13 protein-coding genes are annotated in these 15,562 nt (G+C 59.9%); 4 read left to right on the top strand and 9 right to left on the bottom strand.

Annotated features, from left to right (window positions below; genetic code table 11):
• Positions 1–370 precede the first annotated feature (370 nt).
• Positions 371–2,320 (top strand): BCCT family transporter, encoded by a 1,950-nt coding sequence (locus PSH97_RS25960; protein WP_305449869.1) that lies wholly within the window; start codon positions 371–373, stop codon positions 2,318–2,320.
• A gap of 232 nt (positions 2,321–2,552) precedes the next feature.
• Here the strand turns inward: PSH97_RS25960 and choV are convergent, their stop codons facing one another.
• The 3 genes from choV to PSH97_RS25945 form a co-directional block, all read right to left on the bottom strand.
• A complete protein-coding gene (gene choV / locus PSH97_RS25955; RefSeq protein ID WP_305447208.1) occupies positions 2,553–3,731 on the bottom strand; it encodes a choline ABC transporter ATP-binding protein in 1,179 nt (392 codons plus the stop codon).
• Positions 3,728–4,573: a choline ABC transporter permease subunit gene (gene choW, locus PSH97_RS25950; RefSeq protein ID WP_030128579.1), complete on the bottom strand. Its 846-nt coding sequence runs from the start codon at positions 4,571–4,573 to the stop codon at positions 3,728–3,730. The genes choV and choW overlap by 4 nt, the downstream gene beginning before the upstream one ends.
• A gap of 77 nt (positions 4,574–4,650) precedes the next feature.
• Positions 4,651–5,601 (bottom strand): choline ABC transporter substrate-binding protein, encoded by a 951-nt coding sequence (locus PSH97_RS25945; RefSeq protein ID WP_305447207.1) that lies wholly within the window; start codon positions 5,599–5,601, stop codon positions 4,651–4,653.
• Between the two features lie 437 nt (positions 5,602–6,038).
• On the opposite strand from PSH97_RS25945, the gene PSH97_RS25940 reads away from it, so the two are divergent.
• Positions 6,039–7,415, top strand: coding sequence for an L-serine ammonia-lyase (locus PSH97_RS25940; RefSeq protein WP_305447206.1), 1,377 nt, complete (start codon positions 6,039–6,041; stop codon positions 7,413–7,415).
• Between the two features lie 469 nt (positions 7,416–7,884).
• A complete protein-coding gene (gbdR, locus tag PSH97_RS25935; RefSeq protein WP_305447205.1) occupies positions 7,885–8,988 on the top strand; it encodes a choline metabolism transcriptional regulator GbdR in 1,104 nt (367 codons plus the stop codon).
• A 131-nt stretch (positions 8,989–9,119) separates the two neighbouring features.
• On the opposite strand, the gene PSH97_RS25930 is transcribed toward gbdR, so the two are convergent.
• The 6 genes from PSH97_RS25930 to PSH97_RS25905 all read right to left on the bottom strand — a co-directional run bounded on the left by PSH97_RS25930 (position 9,120) and on the right by PSH97_RS25905 (position 14,377).
• A complete protein-coding gene (locus tag PSH97_RS25930; protein WP_017341203.1) occupies positions 9,120–9,383 on the bottom strand; it encodes a hypothetical protein in 264 nt (87 codons plus the stop codon).
• Between the two features lie 299 nt (positions 9,384–9,682).
• Positions 9,683–10,846, bottom strand: a complete 1,164-nt coding sequence (locus PSH97_RS25925; protein WP_305447203.1) for a gamma-butyrobetaine dioxygenase — start codon at positions 10,844–10,846, stop codon at positions 9,683–9,685.
• 13 nt (positions 10,847–10,859) lie between these two features.
• Positions 10,860–11,336, bottom strand: coding sequence for a thioesterase family protein (locus tag PSH97_RS25920; RefSeq protein WP_305447202.1), 477 nt, complete (start codon positions 11,334–11,336; stop codon positions 10,860–10,862).
• 66 nt (positions 11,337–11,402) lie between these two features.
• Positions 11,403–12,368, bottom strand: coding sequence for an L-carnitine dehydrogenase (locus tag PSH97_RS25915; RefSeq protein WP_305447201.1), 966 nt, complete (start codon positions 12,366–12,368; stop codon positions 11,403–11,405).
• 76 nt (positions 12,369–12,444) lie between these two features.
• Positions 12,445–13,332: a BKACE family enzyme gene (locus PSH97_RS25910; RefSeq protein ID WP_007907535.1), complete on the bottom strand. Its 888-nt coding sequence runs from the start codon at positions 13,330–13,332 to the stop codon at positions 12,445–12,447.
• Between the two features lie 100 nt (positions 13,333–13,432).
• Positions 13,433–14,377 carry a choline ABC transporter substrate-binding protein gene (locus PSH97_RS25905; RefSeq protein WP_305447200.1) on the bottom strand — a complete coding sequence of 315 codons (945 nt, stop codon included), beginning with the start codon at positions 14,375–14,377 and terminating at the stop codon, positions 13,433–13,435.
• Between the two features lie 208 nt (positions 14,378–14,585).
• Between PSH97_RS25905 and PSH97_RS25900 the strand changes: the two genes are divergently transcribed.
• Positions 14,586–15,533: a GlxA family transcriptional regulator gene (locus tag PSH97_RS25900; RefSeq protein WP_305447199.1), complete on the top strand. Its 948-nt coding sequence runs from the start codon at positions 14,586–14,588 to the stop codon at positions 15,531–15,533.
• Positions 15,534–15,562: the final 29 nt, after the last annotated feature.

Genomic DNA, 15,562 nt, shown 5'->3' with positions numbered 1-15,562 from the left:
TCCTTAGGCCTTCCGGTGGACGAAATACGGCTACCGGATTGAGGGCCAGTCTATTTTGTTTTGATTGAACGTTCAATCAACAAAGAATAAGATCTGCGACAAATCGTCGCTGCTTACAGATTTTTCCTACGTGTAAATGGCGATAAACCGACATCCAAAAACGCTCGAAACCCATACGCGCAGGCGTCCCAAGGGTTTCGGGCTTTTTTCGGGGTGTCTTTATATCACCCGCCGGTCGGCTGCCAACTAACCGATTGGTCGGGTACCGCGTTGCCTTGTGTTCTTCTCTCGCACTGCCTGGAGCATCTGTGCCATGAGTTCTGCCTCTCTAATAAAGACCCCACCCGAGAAGGTGACGGTCAACGGTTGGGTGTTCTACACCTCTACCGCGCTGATCCTGCTGTTGACCGCCATTCTGATCATCGCCCCGCAAGAGGCCGGCAGAATGCTCGGCATTGCCCAGGCCTGGTTGTCCCGCAGCTTCGGCTGGTACTACATGGTGGTGATCGCCGCTTATCTGGTTTTTGTGGTTGGCCTGGCGTTTTCGTCTTACGGCAAACTCAAACTGGGCAGCAAGGACGACACCCCGGATTTCAGCTACGGCGCCTGGGCGGGGATGCTGTTCTCGTCGGGTATCGGCATCTCGTTGCTGTACTTCGGTGCTTCCGAACCACTGGACCATTACTTCAATCCACCGGAAGGCGTGGCCGGCAGCAACCTTGCGGCTCGTCAGGCGGTACAACTGACATTCCTGCATTGGGGCCTGCATGGCTGGGCGATTTACGCACTGGTCGGCTTGGCCGTGGCGTACTTTGCCTACCGTCATAACCAGCCGCTGGCGTTGCGTTCGGCGCTGTATCCGCTGGTCGGCGAGCGTTGGGTCAAAGGCGCGGCCGGTCATGCGGTGGACGGCTTCGGCATGTTCGTGACCCTGCTGGGGCTGGTGACGAACCTGGGGATCGGTTCGCTGCAAGTGTCGTCGGGGCTGGAAAACCTGTTCGGCATGGAACACAGCAACACCAACCTGCTGATCGTGATCATTGTGATGAGCACCGTGGCGACCATCGCCGCTGTGTCCGGCGTGGAAAACGGTATTCGCCGTCTGTCCAACCTGAACATCGTGCTGTTCAGCGGTCTGCTGATTTTCGTGCTGCTGTTCGGTCCGACCCTGCACCTGCTCAACGGTTTTGTGCAGAACATCGGCGACTACCTGAACGGCGTGGTGCTGAAGACCTTCGACCTCTATGTGTATGAAGGCGACAGTGAGAAGTCCGACCGCTGGTTGGGCCTGTGGACCCTGTTCTACTGGGCCTGGTGGATTTCCTGGGCACCATTCGTAGGCATGTTCATCGCGCGTATTTCCCGTGGTCGTACGGTGCGTGAACTGGTGGCCGGCGTGCTGCTGATTCCGCTGGGCTTCACCTTGGCGTGGCTGTCGATCTTCGGCAACTCGGCCCTGGACCTGGTGATGAACCACGGGGCGGTGGAACTCGGGAAGACGGCGCTGGAACAGCCGTCGATGGCGATCTACCAGTTGCTTGAGCATTACCCGGCGTCGAAGATCGTGATCGGCGTGTCGATTTTTGTCGGCTTCGTGCTGTTCCTGACCCCGGCGGATTCCGGCGCGGTGATGATGGCCAACCTTTCCTGCAAGGGCGGCAACGTTGACGAAGATGCGCCGCACTGGCTGCGGATCTTCTGGTCGGTGGTGATCACCCTGGTGACTATCGGTCTGCTGTTTGCCGGTAACTTCGAAGCCATGCAAACCATGGTGGTGCTGGCAGGGCTGCCGTTCTCGGTGGTGCTGGTGTTCTTCATGTTCGGCTTGCACAAGGCCATGCGCCAGGACGTGCAAATCGAACAGGAGCAAGCGGAACTGGCGGCGCGTGGTCGTCGTGGTTTCAGCGAGCGTCTGACTCAGCTGGACCTGCAACCGAACCAGTCGATCGTTCAGCGTTTCATGGACAAGCGCGTCAGCCCGGCGCTGGAAGATGCAGCTGTGCAATTGCGGGCTCAGGGCCTGGATGTGCAGACGTTGCTAGGCAAGGCCAAGCGTTGCATGGGCGTGCGGATCGAGATGGAAGAGGGCAACCCTTTTGTCTACGAAGTGAGCCTGGACGGCTATCTGGCGGCGGCGAGTGACACGGTGTCGGCTGAAAGCGCCGATGAACCGCGCGCACGTTACTACCGCGCCGAGGTGTACCTGCACAACGGCAGCCAGGACTACGACCTGATGGGTTTCACTCAGGATCAGATCACCCGTGACGTGCTCGATCAGTTTGAAAGCCATCGCCAGCTTCTTGGCCGGGTTTATAGCTGAGTAGCGATATGATCGTTCCTGCGCTCGGCGCGGGAACTCAAAGGGGCTCAAGTTGAGCCCCTTTTTTGTGCCTGATCGTTCCCACGCTCTGCGTGGGAATGCCTCAACGGACGCTCCGCGTTCGGCCTTTTGGGACGCGGAGCGTCCCGGGCTGCATTCCCACGCGGAGCGTGGGAACGATCAACAAAAACGCCGCGATCATCTCGCGGCGTTTTTGTGTCTGCTGCCTTGCTTACCCCAGGTTCTTGCCGAGCAGCGCGTGGTACAGCTCGCTGTCACCAAGAATCCCGACAACCTTGTTGTTGTCGTGCAGCACCAGTTTGTTGCCGGTCTGGTAACGAATCTGCAACGCATCGCGCATGCCGATGTTGGAGTCCACCAGCGTTGGCCGACGCCCCAGACCTTCAACCGCTTGCCCCGGTATCCAGTTCTGCAAGTCCAGGCTCGAGCCGTTCTGGCGTGCGCCTTTGATGGTGTTGCCTTCGGCCAGGTCCAGCCACGAATCGCCACCCGGATCCAGGCACACCGAACCGTTGATGCGTTTGCAGTTGTCCAGCGTGCGCATCAGGCTGCGACCGCACAATACGTTCAGCGGGTTGGTGTGGGCGACGAAGGTGCGCACGTAATCGTCCGCAGGGTTCAGGACGATTTCTTCAGGCTTGCTGTACTGGATGATCCGGCCGTCTTTCATGATGGCGATACGGCTGCCGAGCTTCAGGGCTTCATCGAGGTCGTGACTGACGAAGACGATGGTTTTGCTCAGCTTGCGTTGCAGTTCCAGCAGTTCGTCTTGCAGGCCTTGACGGATCAGCGGGTCGAGGGCCGAGAACGGTTCGTCCATCAGCAGAATGTCGGCGTCCATCGCCAGCGCTCGGGCCAGGCCCACACGCTGTTGCATACCACCGGAGAGCTCATCGGGTTTCTTGTTGCGCCATTGGGTCAGGCCCACCAGTTCGAGTTTTTCATCGACCAGTTTTTTCCGTTCTTTCTCCGGCCGGCCCTGCATTTCCAGACCGAAGCTGATGTTCTCGCGCACCGTCAGCCAAGGCATCAGGGCGAACTTCTGGAACACCATCGCGATGCGCTTGGTGCGCATCATTTTCAGTTCCGCCGGGGTGCAGGAGGCGATGTCGATCTGCTTGCCTTCGTGCTCGACGAACAACTTGCCACGGCTGACGGTGTTGAGGCCGTTGATGCAGCGCAACAGGCTGGATTTGCCGGAGCCGGACAGGCCCATCAGCACGCAGATTTCACCTTTTTCGATATCCAGGCTGGCTTTTTCGACACCGACGATTTGCCCGGTCTTTTTCAGGATCTGATCACGGGTCATGCCCTGGTCGAGAAGTTTTAGCGCCTCGCGCGGGTCTTTGGAGAAGATCACGTCCACGTCTTCGAAGCGAATAATGCTCATGCGTCACCCCCTACTTTAGCGTCGGGTTGTTTGCAAATACGGTCGAGCATGATCGCCAGCAGTACGATCGCCAGGCCTGCTTCGAAGCCCAGTGCGATATCAGCAGTGTTCAGTGCGTTGACCACGGGTTTGCCCAGGCCGTCGGCGCCCACCAGTGCCGCAATCACCACCATCGACAACGACAGCATGATGCACTGGGTGATACCGGCCGCGATGCTTGGCATGGCGTGGGGCAGTTCAATCCGTGAAAGCAGTTGACGGCGCGAGCAGCCGAAGGCTTTGCCGGCGTCCATCAATTCCTGCGGAACATCGCGAATACCCAGGTAGGTCAGGCGGATAGGCGCGGCAATCGCGAACACTACCGTCGAGATCAGACCCGGGACCACACCCAGACCGAAGAGGGTCAGGGTAGGAATGAGGTACACGAAGGTCGGCACGGTCTGCATCAGATCGAGCACCGGCCGCATCACTGTGTAGAACATCGGTTTGTGCGCGGCGACGATGCCCAATGGCACGCCGATCAGCACGCACACCAGGGTGGCGAACAACACCTGGGCGAGGGTTTCCATGGTTTCCTGCCAGTACCCCAGGTTGAGGATCAGCAGAAAGGAGGCAATGACGAAAACGGTCAGGCCCCATTTGCGTTGGATGAAGTGTGCCAGTAGCGCTATGAGGCCGATCAATGCCAGCGGGTTGAACCAGGTCAGCGCAAAAGTCACGCCGTGGATCATCGTTTCCAGTGACACGGCGATTGCGTCGAAGGTGCTGGCGCCGTTTTGCGTCAACCATTCGACGAAGCCCGCGATGTACTGGCCTAAAGGTATTTTCTGATCAATCAGCATGGTAGTGAACGTCCGCATGCAAGGAAATAAACAGCCCGGGCGAGCGAACTCGCCCGGCGTAAGCGATGCTTCCTAAATCAAGGCTGCGCCAACTTGGCTTTCACGGCCTCCAGGCCTGGTTTACCGTCAATGGTGGTCACGCCAGCGAGCCAGGTATCGAGCACCTGTGGATTCTTTTTCAGCCAGGCCTTGGCGGCCGCGTCAGGCTTCATTTTGTCGTCCAGGACGTTGCCCATCAGCGTGCTTTCCATGTCGAGGGTAAACACCAGGTTTTTCAGCAGCTGACCCACGTTGCTGCATTCCTGCGCGTAACCCTTGCGGGTGTTCGTATAGATGGTCGCCTGGCCGAAGTTCGGGCCGAAGTATTCGTCGCCGCCAGTCAGGTACTTCATCTTGAATCGAGTGTTCATCGGGTGCGGTTCCCAGCCCAGGAACACCACGGCGGTGTTGCGGCGCTGGGCGCGATCGACTTGCGAGAGCATGCCTGCCTCGCTGGACTCGACCACCTTGAAGCCGGCGTCTTTCAGGCCGAAGGCGTTCTTGTCGATCATGCTCTGGATCAGGCGGTTGCCGTCGTTACCCGGTTCAATGCCATAGATCTTGCCGTCGAGTTCTTTCTTGAACTTGGCGATGTCGGCGAAATCTTTCAGACCTTTGTTATACAACTCTTCGGGGACGGCGAGTGTGTATTTTGCGTTTTCCAGATTAGCGCGCACCGTGTCAACGGTGCCGGCATCGCGGTAGGCCTTGATGTCGTTTTCCATGGTCGGCATCCAGTTGCCGAGGAACACGTCCATGTTCTTGCCGTCGGCCAGGGACTTGTAGGTCACCGGCACGGAAATCATTGTGGTCTTGGTCTTGTAGCCCAGGGCGTCGAGAACGACGCTGGTGGTGGCGGTGGTGACGGTAATGTCCGTCCAGCCGACATCGGAGAAGTTTACGGTGCTGCATTGGGCCGGTTCTGCGGCTTGAGCCAGAAACGGCAGACTCAGCATGGCGGCCAACAACAACGACGGGGAACCTTTCATAAGGGGGGACTCCTTGGTGTTTTTTTTGGCAGTGTTCCGACTGGACCACCGCACTTATCTGTTGCGGTTGGATGGCGTTTTGGAGACAGCTCTACCACGGCGCCTTGCAATCGAGTCGATACGATCATGTACCAGTGAAAATCTGACGCCTACAGGGTGCGTCGTAACCAGTACAGGGATGGTCGCATCCAGTGTCGGTGACGTCGTTTACAGCTTTTTTCAGCCCGTTTTGCCCCTCTGATCCGCAAAAAAACGGCGAAAACACAGCGTAAGCGGCCTGCGGCGCTAGCGGACATGAGTGCGTCGGTGTGAGACGTTGAACGACATGACAAAAGCCTGATGATGCGGCCATCTCGGCGGATTGCAGCTTGAGCGTAGCAGCTCCGTCACTGGGCGCTTTTGCGCCTGGAGCAGGCACATCCAGGAGTTCAGCAGTAATGGCTATCAGCGTTTTCGACCTGTTCAAAATCGGCATCGGCCCTTCCAGTTCGCACACCGTGGGGCCTATGCGCGCCGCGGCGCTGTTCGTGCAAGGTTTGCGTGAACAGGGACTTTTGGAGCAGGTGCGGCGCGTCGAAGTTCAGCTTTATGGCTCGCTTTCGGCCACCGGCATCGGTCACGGCAGCGACAACGCGGTGATCATGGGGCTGATGGGCGAGTGGCCGGACGCGATCGATCCGTCGCAAATCGGCATCCGCATCGAAGCCCTGCGTGAAACCAACACGCTATTGCTCGACGGTCGCTTGTCGGTTCCGTTCATCTGGGCCCGGGACATGCGCCTGATCGACGAGAACCTGCCATTCCATCCCAACGCCATGACCCTGGTTGCCGAAGGCGATCACGGTGAACTGCATCGCGACACCTACTATTCCATCGGTGGCGGTTTTGTCGTCGATGAAGCACAGGCTTCCAGCGGCGTGGTGGATCTGGATCGCACCGTGCTGCCTTACGACTTCTCCAGTGCCGTCGAGTTACTCAGTCTGTGCAAGCAGCACAACCTGCGCGTTGCAGAGCTGATGATGGCCAACGAAAAAGTCTGGCGCAGCGAAGAGGATATTCGCGCCGGCCTGATGAAGCTCTGGCGCGCGATGCAAGATTGCGTGGAGCAAGGCCTCAAGCACGAAGGCATCCTGCCTGGCGGCCTGAATGTGCGTCGTCGAGCTGCCAAACTGCACCGCAGCCTGCAAGAACTGAACAAGCCCAACGTGATTGGCTCGACCCTGAGCGCCATGGAGTGGGTGAACCTGTTCGCCTTGGCGGTCAACGAGGAAAACGCTGCCGGCGGACGCATGGTTACGGCACCGACCAACGGCGCGGCGGGGATCATTCCGGCGGTACTGCACTACTTCATGAAGTTCAGCGAGGCGGTGACCGACGCCAATGTGGTTGATTACTTCCTCAGTGCCGCGGCGGTGGGGATTCTGTGCAAGAAGAACGCCTCGATCTCCGGTGCTGAAGTCGGTTGCCAGGGTGAAGTCGGTTCGGCCTGCGCCATGGCGGCGGCCGGGTTGGCGGAGATTCTCGGGGCCACGCCGGAGCAGCTGTGTAACGCGGCGGAAATCGGCCTGGAACACAACCTCGGCCTGACCTGCGATCCCGTGGGCGGACTGGTGCAAGTGCCGTGCATCGAGCGCAATGCGATTGCCGCGGTGAAAGCGATTAACGCGGCGCAGATGGCTCTGCGGGGCGACGGTCAGCACTTTATCTCGCTGGACCGGGTGATCCGCACCATGCGTGATACCGGCGCTGACATGCATGACAAATATAAAGAGACATCGCGTGGTGGATTGGCTGTCAGTGCAGTTGAGTGTTGAGACCGGGTTGACCCCCATCGCGGGCTTGCCCGCGATAGGGCCAGACCAGTCAAAACTGCGCACCAAGTGAGCATCCGATTCAAAACGCGCCACCTTTTAGCGCGTCGTAAACAGACAAGCCTGTCTTCCCCAGTCAGGGATCCAATTCGAGCCTGACCGTCCGTCACCTGTGCTTGCGGTGACACTCTCCCCTGGAGCGTCGCAGCCCTGTTCCCACAAGTGCTACCGATTTGCTCACACGCAACGGGGTAGCGGGTTTGCGGCCTCTAATGGCACTTATGACCTCTTATCTCTGCGCGCCATATCTAGACGCATCGCGACGTCGTTTTCAGGAGTTATTGAACGCGTATTCAATTTAGGCATGGCAATTGCTCTGTCATTACAAAGCCCGTCTCCCGCGCGAGAACGATGGCAATAAAAAGAGCCTCCGCCTGAGGCCATCACCCGCTTTGTGTGAGGAGATACCGCGATGACGACGTTCAACTCCGGGGCCCAACCCCAGAACCGTGCGCCTCAATCCATCGGCTTTTTGCTGCTGGACAATTTCACGCTTATTTCTCTGGCCTCCGCAGTAGAACCTCTGCGCATGGCCAACCAATTGTCCGGCCGCGAGCTGTATCGCTGGAGCACACTCACCGTCGATGGGGGTCAGGTCTGGGCCAGTGACGGTCTGCAGATCACCCCCGACGCCTCCATGCACAAAGCGCCTCCCCTGGACACCATCATCGTCTGCGGCGGTATCGGCATTCAGCGCACCGTAACCCGCGAGCACGTGTCGTGGCTGCAAAGCCAGGCGCGTCAATCCCGTCGTCTCGGCGCGGTCTGCACCGGCAGCTGGGCCCTGGCGTGCGCCGGTCTGCTGGACGGTTTCGATTGCAGCGTGCACTGGGAATGCCTGGCGGCGATGCAGGAAGCTTTCCCGCGGGTAGCCATGAGCACCCGGCTGTTCACCCTCGACCGCAACCGTTTCACCAGCTCCGGCGGCACCGCGCCGCTGGACATGATGCTGCACCTGATCAGCCGCGATCATGGCCGTGAGCTGTCGGCCGCGATCTCGGAAATGTTCGTCTACGAGCGCATTCGCAACGAACAGGATCACCAGCGCGTGCCGCTCAAGCACATGCTCGGCACCAACCAGCCGAAGTTGCAGGAAATCGTGGCGCTGATGGAAGCCAACCTCGAAGAGCCGATCGACCTCGACGAACTGGCGGTGTACGTCGCTGTTTCGCGTCGTCAGCTGGAGCGGTTGTTCCAGAAATACCTGCACTGCTCGCCGTCGCGTTACTACCTGAAACTGCGCCTGATCCGCGCTCGGCAGCTGCTCAAGCAAACGCCGATGTCGATCATCGAAGTGGCGTCGGTATGTGGTTTCGTGTCTACGCCGCACTTCTCCAAGTGCTACCGCGAATACTTCGGCATTCCGCCACGCGACGAGCGCGTGGGTTCCAACACCACACAGCAAGTGGCAATGATGCCGCTGCCGCAAGCGCTGGTGCTGTCGCCGTTGTCCGGACCGCTGTCGGCGTTGAGTCAGGCGCGCAATGAGTCGACTTTTGCCAGCGTAAGGCTCTAATGCTCTGATCGTTCCCACGCTCTGCGTGGGAATGCCTCAATGGACGCTCTGCGTCCGCTTCGGCAGGGACGCGGAGCGTCCCGGGCTGCATTCCCACGCAGAGCGTGGGAACGATCATGGCGAGGCGGTACTCAGGCGCTACGGCTTTGCTGATACTCCGCCAGCGCGGGCAGCAATTGCTTGTCGATCGCCTGGCGCACGGCCGGCAGGATGGTCGCGCTGCTGGTGTACATCTGCTTGACCATGGTCCGCAGCGTCATCGCCCGCTCATCGTTCAAGCCTCGTACTGCACACTCGCAAGCCTGCTCGGCTGTAGAGCCATTCGGTACTTGAAAACCCAACGATTTCAGCTGGCCCAACAGGTCTTCCTGGTCAATCAAATCGGCGTGCATCATGACGCAATCCTTCTTCAGGGAACGGTGTCGTGGCTCGATTCTGGTAGGGGCTGTGGATGGCGGCAAGGACGATTTGTCGCAATGGCCGCAATACCTATGAACAGGTCGTTTTCGGCTAACTTACGAATGATGGGAGTGGGCACACTGGACTCAGCTGGCTTCACGAAGGTTTGGTCACCCTCGCGCAACGGCTCCTCAACAGTACCCACCTCTGCCCCGATCCTGTCACGGCTTGATCGGGGTTTTTTTTGGCTGTGAATCAGTGGATTTTGTGTTGCCTGTGCGGACGCCATCGCGGTCTAGCGTTGCAACACCAAAATCCGCGACAACAACTCATCCCGATCAACATAACAACCCTGGAAATGCCGGGCACCCGTAGCGGGATCGAAAGCGTTGCGGGCGTGCAGGGTGCGACGGTTATCAAAGCACCACAGCTCGCCGGGATTGAGCCTTTGCATCAGCCTGAACCGCCCCTCGCGGGTCATCGCAATGAATCGACGGTAAGCGCGATACAGCCTGGGCATTTGCTCGACTGAAGCATCGAACGGCCCCCGCAAAAAGTTCGCCATGCGGATTTCCGACACCTGCCCGAACGCATCCAGGGCGATGATTGGCGCCAGACAGCGGTAGTCGCTGTGGCGGTCCTTGTTGCGGAACTCCACGGGGATTTCACACAAGGCCTGAAACGCCTCGGGATCTTCCCGACGCAAGGCTTCAGCGATGGCAAAACCGTCGACGAAAATACTCTCGCCACCGTCGGCGTCATTGACCAGGCAATGCAGAAATTGCAGCCCCGGTTGCAACTCTCGGGTCGGCAGGTCGCTGTGCAGCGGCAGGTTGAAGGCGGTGTAGGCATTGCTGTCGGCGTCGGCCTTGGATTGCACGTTGAACAGCACACCGAAATTGCTCTCGCGGATGAAGGAGATCCGCTGGGCGATCAGCTTCAGCGAGCCCGGCTCCGTCGGTACGCCGCGAACCTGGGTCAGGCCGATGTCGCGCACGGCCAGCAGCCATTGCAGCAAGGCATCGTTGTCGTCCATCAACGCCTGATAGTCGAACACCGGCAACTTCAGCTGGGTGCCCCACAGCTTGCTTTTCGGTTTGGTGGCCCGGCGTTCGGCGCGGGACTCGTCGTCATAGGCGTGGGCTCGCAGCCATCCCGGGTCGAAGCGGCTGCGGTGGCCGTCCTGCCAATCGACACACAGGCAACCATCGGCATCGATTCGCGCACTGTCGGGGATCAGATTCTCCGCGACATCGACGATTTCCAGCACTTGCTCGCGGGTCACCGTGTAGACGCACTGCGGGCACGGGCAGTTGTCCCGTAGCCATTGATGATGAAAAGGGCTGACCCGACCGTCCGCCCACTGCACTTGAATTCGGTCCGCCAGGGTGTGCGCAGCGGTCAACGCGCTGATCAACGGGTAGGTGCGGAAATCGGCAAAAGCGGCGGCAGTGTTCATGGCGAGCTCCTTGTTATTTTTCGGGCGGTAAGGCGATTACCCGGCCGATGAAGGCGGGGGCGGGCAGGTCGGCTTGCTCGGCGACAATGGCTTGCAGCTTGCTCAAGGTTTCTTCGCTGAACGGAGCGGATCGCGGTCCGGTGAGGTCGACGTGCAGCAGCATTTGTTCATTGCCCGCCAGCTCTTTGTCACCGCCCACCAGATGCAGGCTGTGGTAGAGGTGCAGGCGCTTGCGGTCATGGCCGATGATCTGGGTGTGCACTTCGACGTCGGCATCGAGCTTCACTTCGTGCAGGTAGTTGAGGTGCAGCTCGAGGGTGAACAGCGAGTTACCGCTGGCTTCGCGGTTGTTGCTGTCCATGCCCAGCCGATCCATCAGGGCGTCGGTGGCGTAGCTGAAAATCAGCAGATAGAAGGCATCGCGCAGGTGGCCGTTGTAGTCGACCCAGTCGGGGATGATTTTGGTTTGGTAGGTGGTGAGGGTGGGCATGATTGGTGCTCCAAGCAGGTGGATGATCGTTCCCACACAGAGCGTGGGAACGATCAGTGGGAAGGGTTACTCGCTAAACGCCATCCCATGCTTCTCTTTGGTGGTCTTCACCGCCTCCAGCACTGCCAGCAAGCAATCATCACGATAGCGCTCCAGCGCCGAGATGCTGTGCTTGCCCAACTGCTCGCTGGTGCCATCCACCACGTCATCGATCAATTTGTCGGTCAGCTCCGGTGCCGGCAGATACGTCCAGGGCAGCTGCAACGCCGGCCCGAATTGCGCCATGAAGTGCCGCATGCCTGCGTCGCCGCCCGCCAGGGTGTAAGTCAGGAAGGTGCCCATGAACGACCAGCGCAGGCCCGCGCCAAATCGAATCGCGTCGTCGATTTCGCCAGTGGTCGCCACGCCATCGTTGACCAGATGCAGCGCCTCACGCCACAGCGCTTCGAGCAGCCGGTCGGCGATAAAACCGGGTACTTCCTTGCGCACATGCAGCGGGCGCATGCCTAAGGATTCATAGACTTTCATTGCCGCTTGCACCGCTTCTGGCGCAGTGTTTTTGCCGCCGACCACTTCCACCAATGGCAGCAGGTACACCGGGTTGAACGGATGCCCGACCACGCAACGTTCCGGGTGGGTCGAACTCTCGTAGAACTCGCTCGGCAACAGCCCCGAGGTACTGGAGCCGATCAAGGCATTGGGCTTGGCCGCCGCGCTGATTTTGCTGTGCAATTCCAGTTTCAGTTCCAGTCGTTCTGGAGCACTTTCCTGAATGAAATCCGCGTCACGAACGCATTCTTCGATGGTGGCGACAAAGCGCAGCCGATCCTGCGACGCGCCGGGTGCCAAGCCTTGTTTCTCCAGCGCGCCCCAGGCATTGGCGACGCGTTTGCGCAAGGCCGCTTCGGCACCGGGCGCCGGGTCCCAGGCCACCACGTCGAGGCCGTGGGCGAGGGCGCGGGACACCCAGCCGCTGCCGATGACACCGCTGCCCAGAGCGGCGAAGGTTTTGATTTCAGTGATAAAGCTCATGGCGACGTCCTGAAGAATTCGATGATCCCTGTGGGAGAGGGCAAGCCCGTTCCCACAGGGTTAGGTGTACGTTTGGTTAACCGCGCTTGGTCAGGCCCATTTTTGCCCGGCCTTCAGCCGGAGTCAGAACCCGGGCGCCGAGGCGGCTGAGGATTTCCGAGGCGCGCTCGACCAGTTGGCCGTTGGTCGCCAAAACACCCTTGTCCAGCCATAGGTTGTCTTCCAAACCGACCCGCACGTTGCCGCCGAGCAGCACCGCTTGCGCCGCCATTGGCATTTGCATGCGACCGATGCCGAACCCGGCCCAGACCGCATCGGCCGGCAGGTTGTCGACCATGGCTTTCATGGTGGTGGTATCAGCCGGCGCGCCCCACGGGATGCCCAGGCATAACTGGAACAGCGGGTTGTCCAGCAAGCCTTCCTTGATCATCTGCTTGGCGAACCACAGGTGGCCGGTGTCGAAGATTTCCAGCTCAGGCTTAACGCCCAGCTCTTGAATGCGTTTGGCGCCAGCACGTAGCTGGGCCGGGGTGGACACGTAAATGGTGTCGCCGTCGCCGAAGTTCAGGGTGCCGCAATCCAGGGTGCAGATCTCCGGCAGCAGTTCTTCGACGTGGGCCAGACGGGTCAGCGGGCCGACCAGGTCGGTGTTCGGGCCAAACTCCATCGGATTCTCGCCCGCGCCGATTTCCAGGTCGCCGCCCATGCCGGCCGTGAGGTTGACGATGATGTCGACGTCAGCCTCGCGGATGCGCTCCATCACTTCGCGATACAGCGCCACGTCACGGCTGAACTTGCCGGTTTGCGGGTCGCGAACGTGGCAGTGGACCACGGTGGCGCCAGCCTTGGCGGCTTCCACGGCGGCCGCGGCGATTTGTTTCGGGGTGACCGGCACGTGTGGGCTTCTGGCGGTCGTGTCGCCAGCACCGGTGAGTGCGCAGGTGATGATGACGTCGTGGTTCATGAGGCAATTCCTTACAGGCGTGATTTTTAGGTGTGGCTTCGGGCGTGACGATTCCGTTCGCAGCCCGCATCGGGCTGCGAATCGGTGGTTCATTTCAGGTTTATTTACTGGTCAGTTTCAGGTTTTCAGCCGCCGGTTTGCCATCGAAGGTGGTCACGCCTTCGAGCCAGCGTTGCTTGTCTTGCGGGTGATCCTTGAGCCATTGCTTGGCCGATTCGAAAGCGTCTTTGTGGTCGAGCAGCGGCTGCATCATCCGGCTCTCGTCTTCGGCGGTGTAGGTCAGGTTGCTCAGCAAACGACCAATGTTCGGGCATTGCTCGGCGTATTTCGGCGCGGTGACCGTCCAGACGGTGGCCATGCCTTCGTTCGGTCCGAGGGCGTCTTCGCTGCCGGTGAGGTAGGTCATTTGCACATTGACGTTCATCGGGTGCGGCGCCCAGCCGAAGAACACCACGGCCTCTTTGCGCCGCACGGCGCGATCCACCGCCGCAAGCATGCCGGCTTCGCTGGACTCGACCAGCTGGAACTTGCCCAGGCCAAACTGGTTCTTGGCGATCATCGCCTTGATCTGGGTGTTGGCGCCCGAACCTGGCTCGATGCCATAGATTTTGCCGCCCAGTTCTTTTTCGAATTTGGCGATGTCGGCGAAGGTTTTCAGGCCTTTGTCGGCGAGATAAGTCGGCACGGCGAGGGTGGCGCGAGCATCCTTGAGGCTTGGCGCTTCCAGCACTTGGACCTGCTTGGCATCGACAAACGGCGTGATGGTTTGCGTCATCAGCGGGTTCCAGTAACCGAGGAACAAGTCCAGGCGCTGGTCGCGAATTCCGGCGAAGATGATTTGCTGGGAGGCGCTGGTCTGTTTGGTGTTGTAGCCGAGGCCGTCGAGCAATACTTGGGTCATGGCGCTGGTGGCGATCACATCGGTCCAGTTCACTACACCCATGCGTACGTTCTGGCACGACGCGGGTTCGGCCGCCATGACGCTGGCGCTCAAGAAAGCGGTACCGCTGAGTGCAAGAACACAGCTGCTGATCAGTCGTTTCATGTCGGGTTCCTCGGCAGGTCGTTGTTGTGGGTTCCGGTGTCTGATGCGCCGGTGATCTCAAGTTACGCAGCAAAGCCCCTGTAAAAACGCACTGCGGCGACCAGCTCTTGCACTGCAGCGACCTGCGCGCTTGAATGCCGGTTGCAAGTGGCGTATCAACGTCCACACGCTTCCCGCCCTCTCGTTACCTGCCAGTCGAGTGCGCTCCATGTCCCAGGATTTCTACTTCTTGTTGATGCCGGGTTTTTCGGCGATCGGTTTCATCTCGGCCATCGAGCCGTTGCGGGTCGCCAATCGCTTTCGCGGCGAGCTGTACCGCTGGCATGTGTTGAGCGCCGATGGTGGGGCGGTGTTGGCCAGTAACGGCATGTCGGTCAACGCCGATGCGGCGCTGGAACCCCTGAAGAAAGGCGCGACCTTGTTGGTGGTCGCCGGTTTCGAGCCGCTGAAATTCACCAACCCGGCGCTGGAGCACTGGCTGCGCCGCTTGGACAACGAAGGCGTGACCCTTGGCGCCATCGACACCGGCAGCTTTGTCCTCGCCGAAGCCGGCCTGCTCGACGGCCATCGCCTGACCCTGCATTGGGAAGCTATCGACGCCTTCAAGGAGTCTTATCCACAGCTGAGCGTCACTCAGGAGCTGTTCGAGATCGACCGCCGCCGCATCACCTCCGCCGGCGGCACGGCCTCTATCGATTTGATGCTCGACCTCATCGGCCAAGCCCACGGCCCGGAACTGGCGATTCAGGTCAGCGAACAGTTCGTACTCGGGCGCATCCGCCCGCGCAAAGACCACCAGCGCATGGAAGTCGCCACGCGGTATGGCATCAGCAACAAGAAACTGGTGCAGGTGATCGGGGAGATGGAGCAGCACAGCGAACCGCCGCTGAGTACGCTGGAGTTGGCGGAATCGATCAAAGTGACCCGGCGTCAGCTGGAACGCCTGTTTCGCCTGCATCTGAACGACACTCCGAGCAATTTCTATCTGCGGTTAAGGCTGGAGAAGGCGCGGCAGTTGCTGCGTCAGACGAACATGAGCGTGCTGGAGGTGAGTATTGCGTGCGGGTTCGAATCGCCGTCGTATTTCACTCGCAGCTATCGGGCGCGGTTTGAACGGTGCCCGCGGGAAGACCGCCGGCAAAGCCAGAAGGCTTGAAACCGAGTCCCTGTAGGAGCGAGGCTTGC

This window comes from Pseudomonas cucumis (assembly GCF_030687935.1).
Classification (GTDB): domain Bacteria; phylum Pseudomonadota; class Gammaproteobacteria; order Pseudomonadales; family Pseudomonadaceae; genus Aquipseudomonas; species Aquipseudomonas cucumis.
The sequence above is the reverse complement of the archived record's forward strand: the minus strand, read 5'-3'. Positions and strand labels throughout refer to the sequence as shown.

Excerpts from the sequence above, each read along its gene's own strand:
- PSH97_RS25910 (WP_007907535.1), bottom strand. The coding sequence starts at position 13,332 with ATGAACCACGACGTCATCATCACCTGCGCACTCACCGGTGCTGGCGAC.
- PSH97_RS25945 (WP_305447207.1), bottom strand. The coding sequence starts at position 5,601 with ATGAAAGGTTCCCCGTCGTTGTTGTTGGCCGCCATGCTGAGTCTGCCG.
- PSH97_RS25915 (WP_305447201.1), bottom strand. The coding sequence starts at position 12,368 with ATGAGCTTTATCACTGAAATCAAAACCTTCGCCGCTCTGGGCAGCGGT.
- PSH97_RS25920 (WP_305447202.1), bottom strand. The coding sequence starts at position 11,336 with ATGCCCACCCTCACCACCTACCAAACCAAAATCATCCCCGACTGGGTC.
- gbdR (WP_305447205.1), top strand. The coding sequence starts at position 7,885 with ATGACGACGTTCAACTCCGGGGCCCAACCCCAGAACCGTGCGCCTCAA.
- PSH97_RS25925 (WP_305447203.1), bottom strand. The coding sequence starts at position 10,846 with ATGAACACTGCCGCCGCTTTTGCCGATTTCCGCACCTACCCGTTGATC.
- choW (WP_030128579.1), bottom strand. The coding sequence starts at position 4,573 with ATGCTGATTGATCAGAAAATACCTTTAGGCCAGTACATCGCGGGCTTC.
- choV (WP_305447208.1), bottom strand. The coding sequence starts at position 3,731 with ATGAGCATTATTCGCTTCGAAGACGTGGACGTGATCTTCTCCAAAGAC.
- PSH97_RS25905 (WP_305447200.1), bottom strand. The coding sequence starts at position 14,377 with ATGAAACGACTGATCAGCAGCTGTGTTCTTGCACTCAGCGGTACCGCT.
- PSH97_RS25900 (WP_305447199.1), top strand. The coding sequence starts at position 14,586 with ATGTCCCAGGATTTCTACTTCTTGTTGATGCCGGGTTTTTCGGCGATC.
- PSH97_RS25940 (WP_305447206.1), top strand. The coding sequence starts at position 6,039 with ATGGCTATCAGCGTTTTCGACCTGTTCAAAATCGGCATCGGCCCTTCC.
- PSH97_RS25930 (WP_017341203.1), bottom strand. The coding sequence starts at position 9,383 with ATGATGCACGCCGATTTGATTGACCAGGAAGACCTGTTGGGCCAGCTG.